The following is a 25,936-nucleotide window of genomic DNA, read 5'->3' as shown; positions in this document are numbered from 1 at the left end:
ATATACTGCCCCGAGGGGGCACCACCCAAAGAAAAGGATGACATCTGCCATGACCACGCCCACCGCCCTCGGTACCGAGGAAGCCCGCACCCGGCTGCACGAGCTGACCGTCATCGACGTCCGCACCCCCGGCGAATACGCCGGGGGACACCTGCCCGGCGCGCTGAACGTCCCGCTCGACCGGATCCAGCGGGCCCTGCCCGACATCCGCCAGGCTGCCGACCGCGGCGACGTCCTGGTCGTCTGCGCGTCCGGCGCGCGGTCCGAGAACGCCTGCCGGATCCTCGCCGAGAACGGCGTCGAGACCGCGACCCTCTCCGGCGGCACCGGTGCCTGGGCCGCCGACGGCCACGACCTGCACCGCCCGCAGGGCGACGGTCGCGCCACCTGGGGCATGGAGCGGCAGGTCCGCTTCACGGCGGGGACGGCCGTCCTCCTCGGCCTCCTCCTCGGCCTGCTCGTCCACCCGGCCTTCCAACTGCTCTCCGCCGGGATCGCCGCCGGGCTGGTCTTCTCGGCCCTCACCAACACCTGCGGCATGGCCGCCATGCTCGCCAAGCTGCCCCACAACCGCCCCCGCGCCGCCGACCTCGACGCCACCCTGGCCGAACTCCGCAACCGCTGAGGGGGTCGGTCGAACAACGCCCGCCCGTCGACGCCGCCCCACGCCGTCCTGTCGCCTGTGGAGGCAGGACGTGCAGGTGATCGGTGAGGTGGTGGATCTCCTCGGCGGCGTGCACGTTCCGGCGGTCCGGAGAGCGGTCCCGGTGCATGCGGCTTCGCCTCCCTGTGCGGCGGGCGGCCTGCGTCTCAGGCCGCCCCTCATCATGCGGGACGCAGGACCACTGGGAGGCTGGTCATGCCGGACAGCAGATTGGAGTAGACCCGGCGGGGCTCCCCGTTCGGTTCGATCGTGGCCACGATGTCGCGGAGCGCGGTGAGCATGGCCGCGATCTCGGCGCGCCCGAGGTAGGCGCCGAGGCAGAAGTGCGGCCCGTAGCCGAAGGCGATCTGCTTGTTCGGAGTACGGGCCAGGTCGAAGCGGCCCGGGTCCGCGAAGACCTCTTCATCCATGTTGGCCGAGTTGTTCCAGAGAGTGACGATGTCGCCGGCCTTGATCTCCTGCCCGCGGTCGCCGACCGGAACATCCTCCAGCGCGGACCGGCCGAAGTGGATCGCGGGCGTCGTCCAGCGCAGCACCTCCTCGACGGCGGTGGAGACATCCACCTCGCCGTCGAGCAGCGCACGCCACTGATCCGGGTGTTCGAGGAACGCCGCTACGGCACCCGTCATCGAGAGCCGGCTGGTCTCGTCGCCGCCGAGGATGAGGCTGTAGCAGTTGACGACGATCTCGTCCATCGTGAGCGGCTTGCCCTCGAGGGTGCCGGTGGCGAGCATGCTGACCGCGTCCGTACCGGGGTTCTTCCGGCGCTCGGTGGCCAGCTTCTCGAAGTAGGCGAGGATGTCGTTGCGCGCCTGCCAGGCGACAGCGGGGGACTGGGCCGCCCCGTCCGATCCCAGCGCCGCCTCGGTGCACTCCAGTACGAAGGGACGGTCCGCCTGCGGCACGGCCATGAGGTCGCAGATCGCGTTGAGCGGGATGTGCGCGGCCACGTCCCGTGCGAAGTCGCACTCCTCCCGCGCGACGGCGTCGAGCAGGAGCTGCCGGGCGGCTGCCTGGATGTTCTCCACCACCCCGGTGAGCACCCGCGGCGAGAACGCCTTGAGCAGGATCCTGCGCAGATCATTGTGACGCGGATCGTCCGTCACCGCGGCCATCATGCCCGCAGCCGAGTCACCGCCCATGAGGAGCGTGGTGAGCACATTCCCCTTCTCGGAGGTGAAGCGCGTGGTGTCGCGGTAGAGGGTGGAGACGTCCTCGTGGCGCGAAACGACCCAGAAGCCCTCCGACCCGCCCACCGGCCGGTGCTTGTAGAAGGGCTGCTCCTTCCGCAGCCGCTGCCACACCTGGGTGAGGTCGTACTCGGCGTGCGTGCGTGGGTCGGCCAGATCCAGTGTGTCCAGAGCACCGGAATCGGACGTGATGAGGCTGGACATGGAGGGGGACTCGCCTTCGGTACGGAGGTACTGCGGAGCTGCGCCGGAAAGCAGCTACCCGGGGTGCGCTCCCTCGGAGCCGTTCGTGTACGTGTAGAGCCGGGTGCTGTAGTACTCGGTGTCCGGTGAGGCCAGGGGGTCTCCCAACTGCGCCCAGGAGCGGCGCTGTTCCACTTCGGAGAGAAGGGCCGACCCCACGAAGCACAGCACCGCGGCGCGTGGTGACCGGCTGACAGACGCCTCGATGTTGTCGAGGACTGCCGCGGCGACGGCCGCCGAGAAGGGCTCGTAGAAGTAGAAGAACCCCGCATCGTCAGGGATGTCGAACTCGCGTGCGTCCTGGTGGTGGATCTCGATGGGGCTCCGGCGCACCGACGAGCTCCTGACGGTGTGCTCGACATTCTTCCTGGCCGTTGCGCAGAGCTCGGAGGAGAAGTCCACGCCGATGACCCGTTTGAAGGGGTATTCGGCGGCGATGAGCAGCACGCGCCCCTTCCCCGAGCCGAAGTCGACGAAGGAGATCTCCTCGTGCCGGACCGCGGCCGCGGTGAGCGCGGCGCGCACCGTGCGGACCGGCGTCGGTGAATAGCGCGAATTGTTCTCCAGGGTGCGGTCGTCCGCCTCCAGCACTTCCCAGGGCTCCACCGGCTTGCCCGTCTCCACGCCGAGTATCGCATCGAACCCTTCGATGTCGTCGATCTCCGCCAGGGTGAGGTCGAACTGCCGCTGCTTTTCCAGGATCTCGAGAGCGCTTCGCCGGGCGTTGTCTTTTGGCATGAACCTTGCACGTCCCTCAGGGTCGGGCGGGAGACGTTCCACGTTCGGATGGTGCGACGGGCCACGCGGAATCAGTCGGGTGGGAGGAGTGCGGCTCCCGAAGGCCGGAGTGAGATGGAAACGAGGTGGAAACGGAACGAGAAGGGGGCGGATGGGTGTCAAACGTCGGCATCCGCCGTCACCGGCTGGACACGCTATGCGATACATTCGGCTCGGGTGTATGAGGTAGCTCACATGCGGGGCGGCTTCGGATGGAAGGTGTCGGAGCCTCGCACCGCCCCGGGGCCGGTCCTTCCCGGCGGCGCTCCGGGGGTCTGGGCCGGAACCAGGTTGAACGCTCAACTCGCCTGCGCACACGCGTCTTTGGCGACATCGGCTGCCCTCCAGGGGCGTCGGATTCGACCTTGACACGTCGTGGGGCGAGTGTGTTTCACTCCGGGGGTACGCGGCTAATGTGACGCCGCCCGGGCGGAGTTACGCCCGACCAAACGACAAGGCGCTACGGGGGGCTTTGTGTTGGGGTCCGAAGACGACCGACGACGCTGGTGTGGTGCGCCAGGAGTGCGCGACCTCGAGATGGGCAATTGCGGCGGGGTCCGACGTGTGCGCACGCGGTAGGGCCGACACGCGATAATTCCGGCACCCGCACCGCGAGATCTGCCGAACAGCTCTGACGCGGCTTCGGCCTACGTCGTTCCTGTCGGCATTCCTGTGCCGTCTTCCCTTTTCCTCCTCTCAACCTGACTTTTTCACGCCTGCTGACAGCTACTCCGCTGTCCTCTTGCCACACGGGCCCATCCACCCGATGAGCCACGGGTGCCACGGGGCGTGCCCAAGGGCTTTGTCCGACGACCCAGAAGGAATCAGCTCGTGATCCCGTTGTCCTTCGCTCAGCGTCGCCTGTGGTTCCTGCACAAGCTGGAGGGACCGTCGGCCACGTACAACATGCCGCTGACGCTCCGGCTCAAAGGCGATGTCGACGCGGAGGCGCTTCGTGCGGCACTGCGGGACGTGATGGAGCGGCACGAGTCCCTGCGGACGGTGTTTCCGGAGGTCGACGGCGAACCACAGCAGCTCGTCCTTTCCCCGGATGCGTTCGACCTCGGCTGGGAGAGCAGGTCGCTCTCCGAGGACGAACTGCCGCATGCGCTGGACTCGGCTGCCCGCCACACCTTCGACCTCTCTTCGGACGTCCCTCTGCGTGCATGGCTGTTCCGGCTCCGACCCGACGAGTGCGTCCTGATGCTGCTCATGCATCACATCGCGGGTGACGGCTGGTCGATGGCTCCGCTGACGCGTGACGTGGTGGAGGCGTACACCGCCCGTGTCGAGCAGCGCGATCCGGAGTGGCCCGAACTTCCCGTCCAATACGTCGACTACACGCTCTGGCAGCGCGAGCTCCTGGGCGACGAAGCCGACCCGGAGAGCGTTTTCTCCGAGCAGGTGGCCTACTGGCGTGCGGAGCTGGCGGACCTGCCGGAGCAGGTGACCTTTCCCACCGACCGGCCCCGGCCGACCACGGCCGGCTACGAAGGCGCCCAGCTGATGTTCGAGCTGGATGCCGAGTTGCATCGGGGTCTGGTGGAGTTGGCGCGGCGGTCGAACACGACGGTGTTCATGGTGTTGCAGGCCGGTATGGCGGCGCTGCTGACGCGGTTGGGTGCGGGGACCGACATCGCGTTGGGCAGTGGTGTGGCCGGCCGTACGGACGAAGCCCTCGACGACCTCATCGGCTTCTTCGTCAACATGTTCGTCCTTCGCGCGGACACCTCCGACGACCCCGCCTTCGAGGACTTGCTCGCGCGTGTCCGGCGAGCGAGCCTGGCGGCGTACGAGCACCAGGATGTGCCGTTCGAGCGCCTGGTGGAGTTGCTGAACCCGAACCGGTCCACCTCCCACCACCCGCTCTTCCAGGTCGCGCTTGTCCTCCAGAACGCACCGACGGAGGAATTCGAACTTCCCGGACTCCAGGTGCAGGCCGAGGTGATCGGTTCCGGGACGTCCCGCTTCGACATGCTCGTCTCCCTCACCGAACGCCATGACCGCGTCCATGGCCCGGCCGGCATCGAGACCGTCGTCGAGTTCGCGACGGAGTTGTTCGATCGGGGTTCGGTTGAGGGGTTGTTGGCGCGGTGGGTGCGGTTGTTGGAGCAGGTGGTGGCGGATCCGTCGGTGTCTGTGGGTGGGGTGGAGTTGCTCTCGGGTGAGGAGCGGGAGCGGCTTGCCGGGTGGAATGACACGGCGGTGGTGTTGCCGGAGGTCTCGCTTGCGGGGTTGTTCGAGGAGCAGGTGCGGCGGGACGGGGAGGCGACGGCTCTGGTCCATGGACAGCAGAGTTTCTCCTACCGGGAGGTGAATGCGCGGGCGAATCGGTTGGCGCATTGGCTGGTGGGTCAGGGTGTGGGGCCCGAGGTGTTGGTGGGGGTGGAGTTGCCGCGGTCGGTGGAGATGGTGGTGGCTGTGCTTGCGGTGGTGAAGGCGGGTGGTGCGTATGTGCCGGTGGATCCGGAGTATCCGGTCGAGCGGCGTGCGTTCATGGTCGAGGACGCGGATCCGCTGCTGGTGCTGGGACCGCAGGAGTTGGCGCAGGATCTGTCGGGCTTCCCGGAGACCGATCCCGGTGTGGTGGTGCAGGCCGCGCATCCCGCCTACGTGATTTACACCTCTGGCTCGACGGGTCGGCCCAAGGGGGTTGTGGTTTCTCATCGGGGTGCGGTGAGTCTGTCCCGTGCTCAGGTGGAGGGTTTGGGGGTCAGTTCGTCGAGTCGGGTGTTGCAGTTTGCGTCGCCGGGTTTTGATGCGGCGTTCTGGGAGCTGGTGATGGCTTTCGGGTCCGGTGCCGTGTTGGTGGTGCCGGAGGGTGGTCGAGTCGTCGGCGACGACTTGTTGAAGGTGCTGTCTCGGGGCCGGGTTACGCATGTGACGTTGCCGCCGTCGGTGTTGGGCGCGGTGCCGGTGGGTGCGGAGTCCGCATTGCCGTTGTTGGAGTCGGTGGTGTTGGCGGGTGAGGCGGCGCCGCCGGAGTTGGTTGCGCGGTGGTCGGTTGATGGCCGTCGTGTGGTGAATGCGTACGGGCCGACGGAGTCGACGGTGTGTGTGTCGATGAGTGGTGGGTTGTCGGGTGGGGTGGTGGCGCCGATCGGTCGTCCTGTGGTGAATACACAGGTGTATGTGCTGGATGAGGTGTTGCGGCCGGTTCCTGCCGGTGTGGTGGGTGAGTTGTATGTGTCGGGTGCGGGGTTGGCGCGGGGTTATCTGGGGCGTGCGGGGTTGTCGGCGGAGCGGTTTGTCGCGTCGCCGTTCGAGCCGGGTGCGCGGATGTATCGGACGGGTGACCTGGTGCGCTGGCGCGTGGATGGCCAGCTGGAGTTCGCGGGCCGCGCGGACGAGCAGGTGAAGCTGCGCGGCTTCCGGATCGAGCCCGGAGAGATCGAATCCCGATTGGCCGACTGTGAGGGAGTACGTCAGGCAGCAGTACTCGTACGGGAGGACGAGCCGGGCGATCAGCGGATTGCTGCGTACATGGTGCCGGATCTGGCTGCCGCGGCCTCGATCGGCGCCAACAATGAGGCAGCGGCCCAGGTGGAGGAATGGCGGGAGACCTATGACTCGGTGTATTCGGGTGTGGGGTCGGGTGGTTTTGGTGAGGATTTCGCCGGCTGGGATAGTTCGTATTCGGGTGAGCCGATTCCGTTGGGTGAGATGCGGGAGTGGCGGGATGCGGTTGTCGAGCGGGTGCGTGGGTTCGGTGGTGGTCGGGTTCTGGAGATCGGGGTGGGGTCCGGTCTGTTGATGGGGCATTTGGCTTCGGGGGTTGAGGAGTATTGGGGTACGGATCTGTCGGGTGCGGTGATCGAGCGGCTTCGTGGTCAGGTTTCTGAGGCGGGGCTGTCGGATCGGGTGTGGTTGCGGTGTCAGCCGGCGGATGCGGCGGGGGATCTTCCGTCGGGGTATTTCGACACGGTGGTTCTCAATTCGGTGGTGCAGTATTTCCCGGATGGGGAGTATCTGTCCCGGGTGCTGGATTGTGCGCTGGGGTTGTTGGTGCCGGGTGGGCGTGTGGTGGTGGGGGATGTGCGGCATGCGGGTTCGTTGCGGGTGTTGCATGCGGCGGTGCATGGGGATCGTGGTGTGCAGGCGCGTGCGGTGGTGGATCGTGCGGTGTTGTTGGAGAAGGAGTTGGTGGTGGCTCCGGAGTTCTTCACCGGGCTGGCCGGGGGTGATGCGCGTGTGGGGGCTGTGGATGTGCGGCTCAAGCGGGGTGGCTGTCACAACGAGTTGACGCGGCACCGGTATGAGGTGGTGCTGCACAAGGCGCCGTCGAAGGTCCGGGATGTTTCCGGGGTTCCCAGCCGTGCGTGGTCGGCGGAGTTCGATCTGGCGGATGTGGATGGCCCGGTTCGGGTTTCCGGGATTCCGAATGCGCGGCTGGTCGGTGAGGTGGCCGCGGAACGTCGGCTGGATGGCCTGGATGCCGGTGATCTGGGTTCCGGGGTGGATCCGGAGGAGTTGGTGGTGCGGGGTGCTGAGTTGGGGTTGCGGGTGGTGGTGACGTGGTCGTCCCGTTCGGTGGCTTTGTTCGATGCGGTGGTGCTGCCCGGAGACGAGGACGAGCGCCCCATGTCCGGTGTGTATGTTCCGGCCGGTTCGGGTGGTCCGTGGGTGAACAGTCCGGTGGCTGCGCGTGGCATCGGGGCTGTGGTGAAGGCGGCGCGTGAGCGGCTGGTGGAGGGGTTGCCGGAGTACATGGTGCCGTCGGCGGTGATGGTGCTGGACCGGTTGCCGCTCACGCCGAACGGGAAGCTGGACCGCAAGGCGCTGCCGGTGCCGGAGTATGCGGCGAGCGTGGGTGGGCGCAAGGCCCGGACTCCGCAGGAGGAGACGCTGTGCGGGCTGTTCGCCGAGGTGCTGGGGCTGGAGCGAGTCGGGATCGACGACAGCTTCTTCGACCTGGGCGGACACTCCCTCCTCGCCACCCGTCTGGTCAGCCGGATCCGCAGCACCCTCGGGGTGGAGGTGCCGATCAGGGATGTGTTCGGTGCGCCTACTGTGGCCGGTCTCGTCGGCCGGTTGACCGCGGCAGAGGGGCAGGCGCGTACCGCACTGGCGCCCATGCCTCGACCTGAGGCGGTGCCGCTCTCGTTCGCGCAGCGTCGCCTGTGGTTCCTGCACAAGCTGGAGGGCCCGTCCGCCACCTACAACATGCCTCTTGTCCTGCGGCTGCAGGGCAGCGTCGACGCGGAAGCGCTGCACACCGCGCTGCAGGACCTGGTCGTCCGGCACGAGTCGTTGCGAACCGTCTATTCCAAGGTGGAGGACGAGCCCTGCCAGGTGGTGCTCGACGCGGCGAGCGCCGAGTTGGAGTGGCAGCGTCGCCCGGTGACGGAGGAGGAACTACCTGAGGCGTTGGGGAGTGCCGCTCGCCACGCCTTCGACCTCGCTTCCGAGATACCGGTGCGTGCGTGGCTGTTCGAGGTGGGACAGGAGGAGTGCGTCCTGCTGCTCCTCGTGCATCACATCGCGGGTGACGGGTGGTCGATGGGTCCGTTGGCGCGGGATGTGGTGGCGGCGTACACGGCGCGTGCGCAGGGCGGTGTGCCGCAGTGGTCGGAGCTGCCGGTGCAGTATGCGGACTACACGCTGTGGCAGCGTGAGCTGCTGGGCGACGAGAACGATCCGGACAGCCTCTACGCCGAGCAGGTCGGCTTCTGGCGTGACCGGCTTGCGGATCTGCCGCAGCAGGTGACGTTCCCGACGGACCGGCCGCGCCCCGCCGTGGTCTCCTACGAGGGCGCGCACCTTCAGTTCCAGTTGGATGCGGAGTTGCATCGGGGTCTGGTCGCGTTGGCGCGGCGGTCGGACACGACGGTGTTCATGGTGTTGCAGGCGGGTCTTGCGGCGTTGCTGACGCGGTTGGGTGCGGGGGAGGACATTCCGCTGGGGTCGCCGATCGCGGGGCGTATGGATGATGCGCTGGATGATCTGGTGGGTTTCTTCGTGAACACGCTGGTGTTGCGGACGGACACGTCGGGTGACCCGAGTTTCGAGGAGTTGCTGGGGCGGGTGCGGGAGTCGAGTCTGGCGGCGTACGCGCACCAGGACGTTCCCTTCGAGCATCTGGTGGAGTTGCTCAATCCGAATCGTTCGACCTCCCACCACCCGCTCTTCCAGGTCATCCTCGGCCTCCAGAACGCTCAGGAGGGTTCCTTCGAACTCCCCGGCCTCCACGTCGCGGCCGAGGGCGTCGATCTGGGTGTGGCCAGGTCCGACCTGGCGGTCAACGTCATCGAGCGGTACGACGACGCGGGTGAGCCGACCGGCGTCGAGGCACTCGCAGAGTTCGCCCAGGCACTGTATGACCGCTCCACGGTCGAGGGATTCGCCAGGCGGTGGGTGCGGTTGCTGGAGCAGCTGGTGGCGGACCCCTCGGCCCCGATCGGTCGGGCCGAGCTGCTGACCGGATCGGAGCGGGACCGGATTCTCTCCGAGTGGAACGACACGTCCGCCGAAGGGAACGGGGCGTCGGTCGAGGTCCCAGCCGATACGTTGGCCGGGCTGTTCGAGGCCCGGGCCCGCCGCGCTCCCGAGGCCACCGCGGTGGTGTTCGCCGGCACGCGAGTCGGCTACGGGGAGCTGAACGCGCGGGCGAACCGGCTGGCGCACTGGTTGATCGCTCGCGGTGTGGGGCCGGAGAAGCTGGTGGCGGTGGAGTTGCCGCGGTCGGTGGAGATGGTCGTCGCCGTCCTGGCGGTGTCGAAGGCCGGCGGTGCCTACCTGCCGCTGGACCCCGACTACCCGCGGGACCGGCGGGACCTGATGCTGGAGGACGCCCGGCCGGTGCTGGTCCTGGGTTCGGACGTCATGGCTCAGGATGTGTCCGGTCGGGCGGAGACCGACCCGCCCCGCAGCGCCGCTCCCCACCACCCCGCGTACGTCATCTACACGTCGGGCTCCACCGGCACCCCGAAGGGCGTGGTCGTCACACACACGGGTGTCGCCGCGTTGTCGCGTACCCAGGTGCAGCGGCTGGGTGTGTCTCCCGAGAGCCGGATGCTGCAGTTCGCCTCGGCCAGCTTCGACGTGGCTTTCGGTGACCTGTGCACGGCGTTCGCCGGAGGTGCCGCGCTCGTCCTTCCCGAACCGGGACAGCTGTCGAGCGAGGCACTCCTGCGGCTGCTGGCCGATGCGGAGGTCACCCATGTGCAGCTCCCGGTCTCGGTGCTGCGCGCGCTCACCTTCGACGGCGTCGAGTCGGCCCTTCCCCGCCTCGAGACCGTGGTGGCCGGGGGAGAGGTGTGTCCGCCGGAGCTGGCGGCCCGCTGGTCCGCGGGACGCCGCCTGCTCAACGCGTACGGTCCGACAGAGGCCACGGTCTGCGTCTCCACCCACACCGTGACCGACAGTGAGCCGTCCTCCGGCGGCGTCGTCCCGATCGGACGGCCGGTGGCCGACACCCGCGTGTTCGTGCTCGACGCGGGCCTGCGACCGGTTCCCGCGGGCGTGCCGGGCGAGCTGTATGTGTCGGGTTCCGGGCTTGCTCGCGGCTATCTGGACCGCGCGGGCCTGACGGCGGAACGGTTCGTGGCGTCGCCGTTCGAGCCGGGCGCGCGGATGTACCGCACCGGCGACCTGGCGCGGTGGCGTGCGGATGGCCATCTGGAGTTCGTGGGGCGTGCGGATGAGCAGGTGAAGCTGCGAGGCTTCCGGATCGAGCCGGGGGAGATCGAGTCGGTGCTGGCCGGCTGCGCCGGTGTGCGGCAGGCGGCGGTGGTGGCGCGTGAGGACGTGCCCGGTGACCAGCGACTCGCCGCGTACGTGGTGCCGGAGAAGTCCGAAGGGGCTGCCGTCGCCCTCGAGCCGACGACGCTCGTCGCTCGGCTGGCCGACAGGTTGCCGGAGTACATGGTGCCGTCGGCGGTGATGGTGCTGGACCGGTTGCCGTTGACGCCGAACGGAAAGCTGGACCGCAAGGCGCTGCCCGCACCCGAGTACGCGGTGAGCGCGGGTGGGCGCACGGCACGGACTCCGCAGGAGGAGGTGCTGTGCGGGCTGTTCGCCGAGGTGCTGGGTCTGGAGCGGGTCGGGATCGACGACCGCTTCTTCGAGCTGGGCGGACATTCGCTGCTGGCCACGCGCCTGGTCAGCCGTATTCGCAGTGTGCTCGGTGTGGAGTTGCCGATCAGGGACGTGTTCGGCGCACCCACCGTGGCCGGTCTCGCCGGCCGCGTGGCCGCACTCGAGGGCCAGACGCGCATCCCGCTGGTGCCCGCTCCCCGGCCCGAGGCGGTGCCGCTGTCGTTCGCTCAGCGTCGTCTGTGGTTCCTGCACAAGCTGGAGGGCCCGTCCGCCACCTACAACATGCCCCTCGTCCTGCGGCTGGGAGGCGGCGTCGACGCGGAAGCGCTGCACACGGCACTCCGCGATGTCGCCACTCGGCACGAATCGCTGCGTACGGTCTTCCGCGAGCTGGACGGCGAGCCCCACCAGGTTGTGCTCGACCCTGCCGACGTCGCGTTCGGCTGGGACCACCGGCGGGTGACGGAGGAGGAGCTGCCGGACGTCCTGGCCGAGAAGGCCCGGTACCCGTTCGACCTCGCCACCGAGATGCCGGTGCGTGCGTGGCTGTTCGAGGTGGGACAGGAGGAGTGTGTCCTGCTCCTGCTGATGCATCACATCGCGGGTGACGGGTGGTCGATGGGTCCGTTGGCGCGGGATGTGGTGGCGGCGTACACGGCGCGTTCCCAGGGTGGTGTGCCGCGGTGGTCGGAGCTGCCGGTGCAGTATGCGGACTACGCGCTGTGGCAGCGCGAGCTGCTGGGCAGTGAGGACGATGCGGACAGCGTGTACGCGCAGCAGGTCTCCTACTGGCGGCACCAGTTGGCAGACCTTCCCGAGCAGGTGACGTTCCCGGCCGACCGACCGCGCCCGGCCGTCGCTTCGCACGAGGGAGCCTCTCTCGCCTTCGAGTTGGATGCGGGGTTGCATCGGGGTCTGGTCGGGTTGGCGCGGCGGTCGGACACGACGGTGTTCATGGTGTTGCAGGCGGGTCTTGCGGCGTTGCTGACGCGGTTGGGTGCGGGGGAGGACATTCCGCTGGGGTCGCCGATCGCGGGGCGTATGGATGATGCGCTGGATGATCTGGTCGGTTTCTTCGTGAACACGCTGGTGCTGCGGACGGACACGTCGGGTGACCCGAGTTTCGAGGAGCTGCTGGGCCGGGTGCGGGAGTCGAGTCTGGCGGCGTACGCGCACCAGGACGTGCCCTTCGAGCATCTGGTGGAGCTGCTGAATCCGAACCGTTCGACCTCACACCACCCGCTCTTCCAGGTCATCCTCGGACTCCAGAACGCCCAGGAGGGCTCCTTCGAACTCCCCGGCCTCCACGTCGAGACGGGCGGGGTCGACCTGAGTATCGTCAAGACCGACCTCGAACTGAACGTGATGGAGCGCCACAGCCTCGGCGGTGCTCCTGGCGGCATCGCCATGGCCGTCCAGTACTCGGTGGAGCTGTTCGACCGCAGGACCGTGGAGGCCTTCGCCGCGCGGTGGGTGCGTTTGTTGCGCGCGGTGGTTGCCCGGCCGGAGTGCCGAATCGGCGCGGTGGAGCTGCTGTCCGAAGGCGAGCGGGAGCTGGTCCTGGGTGAGTGGCCGGTCGGCGGCGGCCCCGGCCCGGCGACGGCTTCGTTGCCGCAGTTGCTGGAGGAGCGGGTCGTGGCGTCGCCGACGGCGGCTGCGGTCGAGGACGCCGACGGAGCGGTGTGGACGTACCGCCTGCTGAACGCGAGGGCCAATCGGATCGCCCATTGGCTGATCGGTCAGGGTGTGGGCCCGGAACAGCTGGTGGGCGTGCTGTTGCCGCGGTCGGCCTCGCTGCTGGCGGTGGTGTGGGGGATCCTGAAAGCAGGGGCGGCGTACGTGCCGGTCGACCCCGAGTACCCGGCCGAGCGCATCGCCCACATACTGGGCGACTCCAACCCGAGCCTGCTGCTGACCGACCTCGAACTCGTCGACAGGGTACCGGGCCAGGGCGTGCGCGAGGTCGCTTGTCTCGACTCTCCGGATGTCGAGGAACTGCTCGCCGCGCAGCCGGACAGGGACCCGGTGGACGCGGACCGGGTGGTGCCCTCGCACGTGCGGCAGCTCGCGTACGTGATCTATACCTCCGGGTCCACCGGCATGCCGAAGGGCACGGCGGTGACCCACACGGGACTGGCGGCACTGGGCGCAACGTTGCGGGAGCGGACCGCGGCGGATGCCGGCAGCCGGGTACTGCAGCTGGCCCCCATGGCGTTCGACGCCTCGGTGCTGGAGATGATGCTCGCACTGACCTGTGGCGGCACGCTGGTGGTTCCAGGTGTGGTGCGGCTGGCCGGGGAGGAGCTGGCACGCCGGCTGGAGGACCAGCGCATCACGCATGCATTCATTCCGCCGTCGGTGCTCGCGACGCTTCCGCAGGGAGCGGAATCGAACCTGAAGGAGTTCCGTTCACTGATCGTGGGCGCCGAGGCGTGTCCGCCGGAGCTGGCGGAACGGTGGGCGCCGGGGCGTCGCATGGTCAACCTCTACGGGCCGACGGAGACGACGGTGGCCGCGACGATCAGCAGTCCGCTCAGCGGGCCGGAGGCGCCGATCGGATATCCGAACCAGGGGGTTCGTGCGTATGTACTGGATGCTCGGCTGGGGCCGGTAGCGCCAGGAGCGATCGGTGAGCTGTATGTGGCAGGGTCGGGGGTCACGCGCGGGTATCTGGGGCGTCCTGAGCTGACTGCTGGTCGGTTCGTGGCCGACCCGTTCGCCCCGGCCGGATCCCGCATGTACCGCACGGGAGACGTGGTGCGCTGGCGAAAGGACGGCCAGCTCGACTACCTGGGCCGCGGCGACGACCAAATCCAGATCCGCGGCTTCCGGGTGGAGCCCGAGGAGGTCCGGCATGTGCTGGCCGGGCATCCTGCGGTGTCCCGTGCGGTGGTGGTTCCGCGGGAGGACGGACACGGTGGTCTCGTCCTCGTCGGCTATGTCGTGCCGGACCGTGACACCGCCGAAGGCTTCGCTCCCGACCGGGTGCGCGCCGACCTGCGTCTGCAGGTCCCCGAGCACATGGTGCCTGCCGCGCTCGTGCCCTTGGCCGAGGTGCCGCTGCTGCCCAGCGGGAAGATCGACCGGCAGGCGCTTCCCGATCCGGAGTTCGCCGCCGGCGGGGGCGCCGGTCGGGCGCCGCGTACCGCGCGGGAGGAGCTGCTCTGCGCGCTGTTCGCCGAGCTTCTGGGACTGGAGCGGGTCGGGATCGACACCAGCTTCTTCGATCTGGGCGGGCACTCGCTGCTCGCGACACGGCTGGTCAGCCGGATACGTCAGGCGCTGAACGTCGAAGTGCCGCTGCGTGTTCTGTTCGGTGCCCCCACCGTTGCCCAGCTCGCGGAGCACATCGTCGGCCGGCTCGACGGTGAGGCAGTCCGCCCCGCCCTGCATCGGGCAGGTGAACGCCCCGAGAGCGTGCCCCTGTCCTTCGCGCAGCGCCGCCTGTGGTTCCAGCACAAGCTGGAGGGCCCGTCCGCCACCTACAACATGCCGTTGCCGCTCCGGCTGCGGGGCACCGTGGATCCGGCGGCGATGCGGGCGGCCCTGCGGGACGCGGTCGGCCGGCACGAGTCGCTGCGTACCGTCTTCCCCGAGACCGACGGCGAGCCCCAGCAGCGGGTCCTGGACGCGGCCGACGCCGCGTTCGGCTGGGAGCACCGGCAGGTGACCGAGGCGGAGCTGCCGACGGTGCTGGACGAGGCAGCCCGCCATGCGTTCGACCTGACCGGCGAGGTGCCGTTCCGGGCCGCGCTCTTCGAGATCGGCCCCGACAACTGGGTGCTGCTGTTGCTGCTGCACCACATCGCCGGTGACGGCTGGTCCATGGGCCCGCTCGCCCGCGACGTGGTGACGGCCTACACCGAGCGCTGCCGGGGCCGGGCGCCGGAGTGGGAACCGCTCCCCGTGCAGTACGTCGACTACACGCTGTGGCAGCGGGAGCTGCTGGGAGCCGAGGACGACCCCGGGAGCCTGTACTCGCAGCAGGTGGACTACTGGCGCGGACGGCTGGCGGGACTTCCCGAGCGGATCGCCCTGCCCGCCGACCGCTCCCGGACCTCGGCCGCCTCCTTCGAGGGCGCGTCCGTCGACTTCGCGACGAGCGCGGAGGTGCACCAGCGGCTGGCGGACCTCGCCCGCGAGACGGGCGCGACGGTGCCCATGGTCGTGCAGGCGGCGCTGGCGGCGCTGCTCACCCGGCTGGGCGCGGGCCCGGACGTCCCGCTGGGGTCGCCGATCGCCGGACGGATGGACACCGCGCTCGACGACCTCGTCGGCTTCTTCGTGAACACGCTCGTGCTGCGTACGGACACCTCGGGCGATCCGAGTTTCCGGGAGCTGGTGGAGCGGGTACGTGAGACGAACCTGGCCGCGTACGCGCATCAGGACGTCCCCTTCGACCACCTGGTGGAGCTGCTCAACCCGCGGCGCTCGTCCGCGCACCACCCGCTCTTCCAGGTCATGCTGGTGATGCAGGACAACCCCACCGGAGCGTTCGAGCTGCCCGGTCTGGACGTCGCCGGGGAGCCGGTCGACATCGAGACCGCCAAGGTCGACCTGTCGGTGAACGTGCTGGAGCGGCACACCGGATCCGGCGCGCCCGCGGGAATCGTGGGCGCGGTGAAGTACGCAACCGACCTCTTCGACCGCTCCACCGTGCGCAGCGTCCTGGACCGGTGGAGGCGGCTCCTGGAGCAGGTGGCGGCCGACCCGTCGCTGACCGTCGGCCAGGTGGAGCTGCTGGCCGAGGAGGAGCGGGGGCAACTGCTGACCACCTGGAACGACACGGCCGTCGAGGTGCCGCAGGCGACGCTCTTCGAACTGTTCGAGACGCAGGTGCGGCGCAGCCCCGACGCCGTGGCACTGGTCTGCGGTGAGCAGTCGCTCTCCTACGGGGAGCTGAACGCGCGGGCCAACCGGCTGGCGCACTGGCTGATCGGCCAGGGTGTGGGGCCGGAGAAGCTGGTCGCGGTGGAGCTGCCGCGGTCGGTGGAGATGGTGGTCGCCGTCCTGGCCGTGCTCAAGTCCGGTGGCGCCTACGTTCCGGTCGACCCCGAGTACCCGCGCGAGCGGCGTGAGCTCATCCTCCGCGACGCGGCGCCCGCCCTCGTGCTCGACGGGGAAGCGCTCGCCCGCGATCTGTCCGGGGAGCCGGACACCGATCCCGAGGTCGACGTCGAGATGGAGCACCCGGCGTACGTCATCTACACCTCGGGCTCGACCGGCCGGCCCAAGGGCGTGATCGTCGAGCACCGCGCCGTCGCCAACTACCTCAACTGGACCACGCACCACTATCCGGCGGCCCGTGGCGCCACGCTGGTGCCCACCTCGATCGCCTTCGACCTCACCGTCACCGGCCTCTACACGACTCTCGTGGTCGGCGGACGCGTCTACCTGTCGGCCCTGGAAGACGTGCCGACCGGGAGCGGCGGCGTGCCGGTGGCGCTGGCCAAGACCACGCCCTCGCATCTGCCGATGCTGAGCGAACTGCCCGAGCACCGGTCGCCCGGCGAGATGCTGATCCTCGGCGGTGAGGCGCTGACCGCCGAGGCCCTGGCCGAGTGGCGCGCCGCGCACCGCAGGGTCACCGTCGTCAACGCGTACGGGCCGACCGAGACCACCGTCAACTGCACCGAGTTCCGTATCGGCCCGAAGGACAAGCCGGCCGCGGGAGCCGTCCCCATCGGGCGCCCCTTCTGGAACATGCGGGCCTACGTGCTCGACGCGCGCCTCAACCCGCTGCCGGCCGGCGCCGTCGGCGAGCTGTACATCTCCGGGGCCCAGCTGGCCCGCGGCTATCTGGGCCGCACCGGCCTGACGGCCGAACGTTTCGTCGCCTGCCCCTTCGAGCCCGGCGCGCGCATGTACCGGACCGGCGACCTGGCAAGATGGCGCGCAGATGGCCAGCTCGAGTACTCCGGCCGCGCCGACGAGCAGGTCAAGGTGCGCGGGTTCCGCATCGAACCGGGTGAGGTGGCCGCCGCCCTGCTCGACCACCCCGAGGTGGGGCAGGCCGCCGTCGTGGCCCACGGGACCGAGCGGGACGACACCCGCCTCGTCGGCTACGTCGTAACGGCCGCCGGGCACTCCTCTCCCGACATCGCCGCGCTACGCGCACATGTCGCCGACCGGCTGCCGGAGTTCATGGTTCCGGCCTCGGTCGTCGTCCTGGACGAACTGCCGCTGACACCCAACGGCAAGCTGGACCGGCAGGCCCTGCCCGCCCCGGAATTCACCGCACTCAGCGACGGACGCGCTCCCCGAACCCCCGAAGAGGAGCTGCTGTGCGGCCTGTTCGCGCAGGTTCTCGGCGTGGAGCGGGTGACCGTCGACGACAGCTTCTTCGACCTGGGTGGCCACTCACTGCTCGCCACCCGGCTGATCAGCCGGATCCGGGCGACCCTGGGCGCCGAGGTGCCGATCGCCGCCGTCTTCGAGTCGCCGACCGTGGCCGGCCTCAGTGCCCGCCTCGACGCCGGCGGGCGCACCCGCACCCCGCTGGCCCCCATGCCGCGGCCGGACACGATCCCGCTCTCCTTCGCACAGCGTCGGCTGTGGTTCCTGCACCGGCTCGAAGGCCCCTCGTCCGCGTACAACTGGCCGCTCGCGCTGCGCCTGTCCTCGGCGGTCGACCAGAACGCGCTGCGCGCCGCGCTGAACGACCTGGCGGTACGGCACGAGTCACTGCGCACGGTCTTCACGGAGACGGACGGGGAGCCCCACCCGGCCGTGCTCGACCCGTCCGAGGCCGCCGTCCGCCTCGACGTGGAGCACGTACCCGCCTCCTCACTGCACCGGGCCGTGCAGCAGGCGATCGGTCACCGCTTCCGCCTCGACAGCGCGCCCCCGGTGCGGGCCTGGCTGTTCCTTCCCGCCACCGAGACCGCACCGGACGGCGAGGCGGCAGCCGAACCGGTCGAGCCGGCCGGCCCGGTACTCGTCGTCCTGATGCACCACATCATCGGCGACGGCGCCTCCCGCGCCCCGCTGATGCGCGACCTCGGCCGCGCCTACGGGGCCCGCCTGGCAGGCGCGGCGCCCGACTGGGAGCCGCTGCCCGTCCAGTACGCGGACTACTCGATCTGGCAGCAGCAGCTCCTGGGCACGACGGACGAGCCCGGCAGCCTGGCCGCACAGCAACTCGCCTACTGGCGGGAAGCCCTCGACGGCATCCCGGCCCAGCTGGAGCTGCCCACCGACCGGCCGCGGCCCGCCGTCGCCGGCTATCAGGGCGATACGCTGGACTTCACCCTGGACGCCGAACTGCACGCCGCTCTGCGGCAGGTGGCGACCGACTCCCGGGCGACGCTGTTCATGGTGGTGCAGGCCGGCTTCGCCGCCCTGCTCTCCCGGCTCGGCGCCGGCCACGACATCCCCGTGGGCGTTCCGATCGCGGGCCGGACCGACGAGGCCCTCACCGACCTGGTGGGCTTCTTCGTCAACACGCTCGTACTGCGCACCGACACCAGGGGCAACCCCCGCTTCGACGAAGTCCTCGACCGCGCCCGGGACACCGCGCTGAGCGCGTACGCCCACCAGGACCTGCCCTTCGAATTCCTCGTGGAAGCGCTCAACCCGGTCCGGTCACAGGCCAGCAACGCGCTCTTCCAGGTCATGTTCCAGCTCCACAACGTGGCGGCACCGACGCAACGGTTGCACGACGTCGAGGCCGCGCCCTATCCGCTGGAGGGCGACAACGCGAAGTTCGACCTCTTCCTCAGCCTCGCCGAGACGCAGGACGAGGAGGGGCGGCCCGCCGGACTGAGCGGAACCCTGGAATACGCCACCGAACTGTTCGACCGTGCCACGGCAGAACAGATCGCCCGGCTCTACGAGAATCTGCTGCGCGCCGTGGCGGCCGACCCGGCGGTACGTGTCGCCGACGCCGAACTGCTCTCCGAGAAGGAGCTGTCCGAGACCCTGGTGGACCGCAACGCCACCACCGCACCGGCCCCCGCGCCACTCGCGCACACCCGCTTCGAACGACAGGCGGCGCTGACCCCCGGGGCGCTCGCCGTACGCGCCGGAGACCGGACGGCCGACTACCGCCACCTGAACACCCGCGCCAACCGGCTCGCCCGGCTGCTCCTCGACCGCGGCATCGGCCGCGAGAGCGTGGTCGCACTGGCGCTGCCCCGCTCCGTGGACATGGTCGCGGCGCTGCTTGCCGTACAGAAGGCGGGCGCGACCTACCTGCCGATGGACCCGGCACACCCCGCCGACCGGCTCGCCTACGTCCTCCGGGACGCCGCGCCCGCCGCACTGGTCACCACCGCGGACATTCGCGAACACCTGCCCGCGGCCCGACCGGACCTCGTCGTCACCCTCGGCGACCCGGACGTGGAGCAGCAGCTCGCGGAGTGCCCACCACACGACGTCACCGACGCCGACCGGCGCTCCCCGGTCCACCCGGCCGACGCCGCCTACGTCATCTACACCTCCGGCTCGACCGGCCGGCCCAAGGGCGTGCTGGTCTCCTACGGGAGCCTCTCCCAGTTCCTCGACTCCGTCGGCGCCCGCCTGGGGCTCACCGCACGCGACCGCATGGTGGCCGCCACCACTCTCACCTTCGACATCGCCGCCGTGGAGCTCTACGCCCCGCTGCTGGCCGGTGCGAGCGTCGAGGTCGCCACCGACCGGGTCGGCAAGGACCCCATCGCCCTGCACCGGCTCATCCGGGACAGCGGCGCCACCGTCTTCCAGGGCACCCCCTCGGTGTACCGCGCGATCCTCACCCACGACCCCGAGGGGCTGACCGGCGTCCGGCTCCTCGTCGGCGGCGAGGCGCTCTCCGCGTCGCTGGCCGAGCAACTGCACGCCCAGGGCGGCGGAGCGGTCAACCTGTACGGGCCGACCGAGGCCACCGTCTGGATCACCGCGAGTGAGGTGACCGGCCCGCCGCTGCCGCCGATGATCGGACGGCCGCTGCCCAACGCCCAGGTGTACGTCCTCGACTCCCGGCTCCGCCCGGTGCCCGACGGCGTTCCCGGAGAGCTGTACCTGGCGGGCCCGTTCCTGGCCCGCGGCTACCTGGGGCGGCCCGCACTCAGCGCCGAGCGCTTCGTGGCCGACCCGCACGGCGCACCCGGCACCCGCATGTACCGCACCGGCGACCTGGCCCGATGGCGTGCCGAAGGCGGACTCGAATTCGTCGGCCGCGCCGACGACCAGGTCAAGGTACGCGGATTCCGCATCGAACCGGGCGAGGTCGAGGCCGCACTGTCCCGGCAGCCGGGTGTCGCCGAGGCCACCGTCCTGGTGCGGGAGGACGCCGACACCCCGCAGCTCGTCGGCTACATCGTCCCCGACCAGGAGTGGGCGCGGCGCAGCGACCACGCGGAGGACGGCCGCCGCGTCGCCTCCTGGCGGGAGGTCTATGAGTCGGTCTACCGCGGCCAGGCAGACAGCGGCGGCTTCTGGGAGGACTTCGGGATCTGGACGAGCAGCTACGACGGCTCCCCGATCCCCCTGACCGAGATGCACCAGTGGCGCTCCGCCGCTGTCGCGGAGATCCTCCGGCTCGCCCCCCGCAACGTCCTCGAACTGGGCGTCGGCAACGGGCTGATCCTCTCCCAGGTCGCACCGCACTGCGACGCCTACTGGGGCACCGACTTCTCCGCCGCGGCTGTGGAGAGCCTGCGCGCACGGACGGCCGAGCGGCCCGAGCTGGCCGAACGCGTCGAACTGCGCGCTCAGGCCGCCGACGACACCAGTGGCCTTCCGGAGGGCTTCTTCGACACCGTCGTCCTCAACTCCGTCGCCCAGTACTTCCCGCACGCCGACTACCTGGCCCGGGTCGTCCGCGAGAGCCTGCGGCTGCTGGCCCCCGGCGGTTCCCTCTTCCTCGGCGACATCCGCAACCTGCGGTTGCTGCGCCACCTCCAGGCCGGTGTCGTCTCCCACCGCCCGGAGGCCGCCTCCGCACCGCAGGAAGCACAGGCGCTCCTGGAGCAGCGGATCAGGGAGGAGGAGGAACTGCTGCTGGCACCGGACTTCTTCGTGCTGCTCGCTGAGACCCTCGAGGACGTCGGCGGGGTCGAGGTCCGCCTCAAGCGCGCCGAGCACGCCAACGAACTCTCCCGCTACCGCTACGACGTCGTCGTCCACAAGACCCCGTCCGCCCCGCAGACCGCCACCCACCTGCCGGAGCTGACCTGGGAGGCGGTGGGCGCCGACGCCGGGGGGCTGTCGGCCGCCCTGCGCGCGCACCCGGCCGGGATGCGCCTGGCCGATGTCCCCAACGCCCGGCTGCGCGCCGACCACCTCGCACTGCGGACCCTGGAGGGAGGCGGCGACCCGGCCGCGGACTCCCCGGCCGGCCTGGATCCGGAGGCCGTGCACGGACTCGCCGCGGCGCTGGGCATGGAAGCCGTCACCACCTGGGCCAACTCCGGTCGGGACGACTGCTTCGACGCCGTCGTCAGGCCCGAGGGCACCGGCACCCCGGTGGCCGCCTACCGCGGCTGCGACACCACCCGGACCGCCGCACCGCACGCCAACAGCCCCGCCGCGCACCGGCGCACGGTCGAACTGAACCGGGAACTCCGCACCGGCCTGCGCACCTGGCTGCCGGAATACATGGTCCCCACCGCCTTCGTGGTGCTGGACAGGATGCCGCTCACCCCGATCGGCAAACTCGACTGCAAGGCGCTGCCCGCTCCCGACTACCGTGCCCTCCAGCAGGGCCGGGCGCCGCGCACCGCGCAGGAAACGGCGCTGTGCGCACTGTTCGCCGAGGTGCTGGGTCTGGAACAGGTCGGGATCGACGACAGCTTCTTCGACCTGGGCGGCCACTCGCTGCTGGCCACCCGCCTGGTCAGCCGTATCCGCACGGTGTTCGGGGTGGAGATCGCCATCGGCACCGTGTTCGACGATCCGACCGTCGCCGGACTCGGCCAGCACCTGTCCGACGGTGAGCGGGCCCGCGCCGCACTGGTACCGATGCCGCGGCCGCACCACATACCGCTGTCGTACGCACAGCGCCGGCTGTGGTTCCTGCACAAGCTCGAGGGCCCGTCCGCCACCTACAACATGCCGCTGGCACTGCGCCTCACCGGCCGTGTGGACCAGGAAGCACTGCACACCGCGCTGCTCGACGTCGCAGCCCGGCACGAGTCGCTGCGCACCGTCTTCCCCGAGACCGACGACGAGCCGCACCAGGTGGTGCTCGCCCCCCACCAGGCCGCGGTCCCCTGGGAGACCCGCGCGGTCGCCGCGGACGAACTGCCCGCGGCGCTCGGGGCCGCCGCCTGCCACGCCTTCGACCTCGCCACCGAGCCGCCGCTGCGGGCCTGGCTCTTCGAGGAGCCGGAGGGCGGGAGCGACACGTGCGTGCTGCTGGTGCTGATGCATCACATCGCCGCCGACGGCTGGTCCCTGGCACCCCTCGCCAAGGACCTCGTCGCCGCCTACTCCGCACGCTGCGCCGGCACCGCGCCCGAGTGGGACGCCCTGCCTGTCCAGTACGCCGACTTCACCCTCTGGCAGCAGCAGGCCCTGGGCCGCGAGGACGATCCGGACAGCGCCATCGCCCGGCAGGTGGCCTTCTGGCGGCAGATGCTGGCCGGAGCGCCGGAAGAGCTGAACCTGCCCACCACCCGGCCCCGCCCCGAGCAGCCCAGCCACCAGGGCGCGACCGTCACCGTCGAACTGCCCGCCCACGTCCACCGCGGACTGGCGGAACTGGCTTCCGCTTCCGGTGCCAGTGTCTTCATGACGCTCCAGGCCACCATGGCCGTCCTGCTGTCGAAGCTCGGAGCCGGTGACGACATCGTCATGGGCGCCCCGATCGCCGGACGCACCGACGAAGCGCTCGACGACCTCGTGGGCTTCTTCGTCAACACCCTGGTACTGCGCACGGACCTGTCCGGGAACCCCTCGTTCGGCGAACTGCTCGGCCGTGTCAGGGAGACCGACCTGGCCGTCTACGCCCACCAGGACCTGGCCTTCGAACGGCTCGTGGAGATCATCAACCCGGACCGCACGACGTCCCGGCACCCGCTGTTCCAGGTCATGATGTCGCTGGCCAACACCGACCGCGCCGACCTGACGCTGCCCGGCCTCGACGTCACACCCCTCGACGCCGGGACCGGCGCAGCCAAGTTCGACCTGGACTTCACCTTCGGTGAGCACTTCACCGACGACGGCGCGCCGGCCGGAGTGACCGGACAGCTCCGGTACGCCACCGACCTGTTCGACCACGACGCCGCGACGGCGCTCACCAGCCGCCTGGTCCGGGTCGCCGAGGCGGTCGTCGCCGCCCCGGAGCGGTCCGTCCGCGAGATCGACGTCCTGACCGCGGCCGAACGGCAGCAGGCGCTCCTCGAAGGGAACGACACCGACTTCGAGACGCCCGCGACCACCGTCGTGCAACTGCTCCAGGACCGGGCCGAGGCGAGCCCGGACGCGGTGGCGGTGGAGGCCGACGACGCACTCCTCACCTACCGGGAGCTGAACGAACGGGCCAACCGGCTCGCCCGCCATCTCGCCGCGCTGGGCGCCGGACCGGAGCGGTTCGTCGCCCTCGCCGTGCCCGGATCGGCCGCGATGCCGGTGGCGATGCTCGCCGTACTGAAGTCCGGGGCGGGCTACCTGCCCCTCGACCTCGACCACCCGGCCGACCGGCTCGCGTACGCCCTCGACGACACCGCGCCGCTGTGCGTGCTCACCACCACCGAAGCGGCGCCGCAGCTCCCGGAGACGGCCCACACCCACCTGCTGCTGGACTCCCCGGAGACAGCGGAGGCCCTGGCCGCACTGCCGTCGCACAACCTGTCGGACGCCGACCGCACGGCTCCGCTGCTGCCTCGGCACCCCGCCTACGTGATCTACACCTCGGGCTCCACGGGGCGGCCCAAGGGCGTGGTGGTCGAGCACCACTCGGTGGCGAACTACCTCACCTGGGCGATGCGGCACTACCCGGCCGCGCGTGGCACCACGCTGGTGCACTCCTCCCTCGCCTTCGACCTGACGGTCACCGGCCTCTACACCACCCTCGTCAGCGGCGGCCGGGTCCACCTCGGCAGCCTCCGCGAACTGGCCGGACGGGAGCCGGCCGACACCCCGGTGACGCTGGTGAAGGCGACCCCCTCGCACCTGCCGCTCCTGGCGGAGCTGCCTCCGGACTGGTCGCCCACCGACACGCTGATCCTGGGCGGCGAGGCGCTGACCGGAGAAGCCGTCGCCGCCTGGCGGCACCGGCACCCGGCCGTCACCGTGATCAACGCCTATGGCCCGACCGAGCTGACCGTCAACTGCGCCCAGTTCGAGCTGGAGCCCGGCGCCGAGCAGCCCACCGGACCGGTGCCGATCGGCCGGCCGTTCTGGAACATGCGCGCCTACGTTCTCGACGCCGGGCTGCGGCCGGTACCGCCCGGCACGACGGGTGAGCTGTACATGTCCGGAGCCCAGGTCGCCCGCGGCTATCTCGGACGCCCCGGGCTGACCGCGGAGCGGTTCGTGCCGAGCCCGTTCGAGCCGGGTGCGCGGATGTACCGCACCGGCGACCTGGCGCGCCGGCGCCCCGACGGCCTGCTGGAGTTCGCGGGCCGCGCCGACGAACAGGTCAAGGTGCGCGGCTTCCGCATCGAGCCGGGCGAGATCGCAGCCGTGCTCGGCTCGCACCCCTCGGTGCGGCGGGCCGTGGTCGTCGCCCGCGAGGACGGCCCCGGCGGTGCCCGACTCGTCGGCTACGTCGTGCCCGAGAGCGGTGCGGCCGAGCCGGACGTGCGCGCGCTCCGGGCCCACGTGGCGGAAGCGCTGCCGGACTACATGGTCCCCGCCGCCGTGGTGGCCCTCGAGGACATCCCGCTGACACCCAACGGCAAGCTCGACCGCGCCGCCCTGCCCGCACCCGACTTCTCCGAGGCCGGCCGCGGCCGGGCACCGCGCACCCCGCACGAGGAGGTGCTGTGCGGCCTGTTCGCGGACGTCCTGGAGCTGGAGCGGGTCGGCGTCGACGACAGCTTCTTCGATCTGGGCGGCCACTCGCTGCTCGCCGCCCGGCTGATGAGCCGCATCCGCGGCGTACTCGGTGTGGAACTGCCGCTGCGCACCCTCTTCGGCGCGCCCACCGTGGCTGGACTGGCCGCCCGGCTGGAGACGGGCGGCGACGGGAACGCCCTCGACGTGCTCCTGCCGCTGCGCGCGCAGGGCAGCCGCCGACCCGTCTTCTGCGTCCACCCCGGAAGCGGCCTGGGCTGGTCCTACGCCGGTCTGCTCCAGTACCTCGACCGGGACACCCCGGTGTACGCGCTGCAGGCCCGCGGTCTGACGGGCGGAGAGCTGGCGAAGTCCGTCGAGGAGATGGCCGAGGACTACCTGGAGCAGATCCGGCGCGTCCAGCCCGCGGGGCCGTATCACCTCCTGGGCTGGTCGTTCGGCGGAGTCGTCGCTCACGCCGTCGCCGCACTGCTGGAGGAGCGCGGGGAGCAGGTCGCGATGCTGGCGCTGCTGGACTGCTTCCCGGTGAACCCGGTCAGCCGCCGCGAGGTCGAGGAGTCGATGCCGAAGGTGCGGGTCGCCGACGTGCACCGCGCCATGCTGGGCCTCTTCGACATCGAACTCACCGACGAGGAGGCGGAGCAGCTCACCCACGAGACGACGGTGGAGCTGCTGACCACGAAGAACTCCGCCCTGGCCGGCCTCAGCGAGACCGAGGTCGCCGCCATGATGCACCTGACCGTGAACCACACCCTCCTGGGCCTGGACAACAGGCCCCGGCCCGTCTCCGCGCCGACGCTGATCCTGGCCGCGACCGGAGGCGAGAACGACCACCAGCTCGAACCAGGGACGTGGGACCCCTACCTCACCGGCACCGTGGAGTTCCAGAAGCTCAACCACCGGCACACCCAGATGATGAACCCGGAACCGCTGCGGGAGATCGGTCCACTCGTGGCCGAGAAGCTCCGGCAGATCGGCTCCCCCGCCACGGCCCACCCCACGGCCCTCCCCCCGTCCCACCCCACCGAGTGACCCGACCGCCGGAGCGGCCGCCCATGAGCCGACCCGAGCCGATGCAGCACGG

Annotated in this window: 4 protein-coding genes; 2 read left to right on the top strand and 2 right to left on the bottom strand. The window is 70.5% G+C overall.

What is annotated here, in order from left to right:
* The first annotated feature begins 49 nt into the window (after positions 1–49).
* Complete coding sequence (locus P2424_RS21780; RefSeq protein ID WP_276477435.1) at positions 50–625, top strand: rhodanese-like domain-containing protein; 576 nt, start codon at positions 50–52, stop codon at positions 623–625.
* 200 nt (positions 626–825) lie between these two features.
* On the opposite strand, the gene P2424_RS21775 is transcribed toward P2424_RS21780, so the two are convergent.
* Both P2424_RS21775 and P2424_RS21770 read right to left on the bottom strand, forming a co-directional pair.
* Positions 826–2,058 carry a cytochrome P450 gene (locus P2424_RS21775; RefSeq protein WP_276477434.1) on the bottom strand — a complete coding sequence of 411 codons (1,233 nt, stop codon included), beginning with the start codon at positions 2,056–2,058 and terminating at the stop codon, positions 826–828.
* A 54-nt stretch (positions 2,059–2,112) separates the two neighbouring features.
* Entirely contained in the window at positions 2,113–2,835 is a 723-nt protein-coding gene (locus tag P2424_RS21770) for a class I SAM-dependent methyltransferase (RefSeq protein WP_276477433.1), read from the bottom strand.
* An 870-nt stretch (positions 2,836–3,705) separates the two neighbouring features.
* Here P2424_RS21770 and P2424_RS21765 point away from each other — a divergent pair.
* Positions 3,706–25,884 carry a non-ribosomal peptide synthase/polyketide synthase gene (locus P2424_RS21765; RefSeq protein ID WP_276477432.1) on the top strand — a complete coding sequence of 7,393 codons (22,179 nt, stop codon included), beginning with the start codon at positions 3,706–3,708 and terminating at the stop codon, positions 25,882–25,884.
* Positions 25,885–25,936 lie beyond the last annotated feature (52 nt).

The organism is Streptomyces sp. WMMB303 (assembly GCF_029351045.1).
Classification (GTDB): domain Bacteria; phylum Actinomycetota; class Actinomycetes; order Streptomycetales; family Streptomycetaceae; genus Streptomyces.
The sequence above is the reverse complement of the archived record's forward strand: the minus strand, read 5'-3'. Positions and strand labels throughout refer to the sequence as shown.

Coding starts and splice junctions, on each gene's coding strand:
- P2424_RS21780 (WP_276477435.1), top strand. CDS start 50: ATGACCACGCCCACCGCCCTCGGTACCGAGGAAGCCCGCACCCGGCTG.
- P2424_RS21770 (WP_276477433.1), bottom strand. CDS start 2,835: ATGCCAAAAGACAACGCCCGGCGAAGCGCTCTCGAGATCCTGGAAAAG.
- P2424_RS21775 (WP_276477434.1), bottom strand. CDS start 2,058: ATGTCCAGCCTCATCACGTCCGATTCCGGTGCTCTGGACACACTGGAT.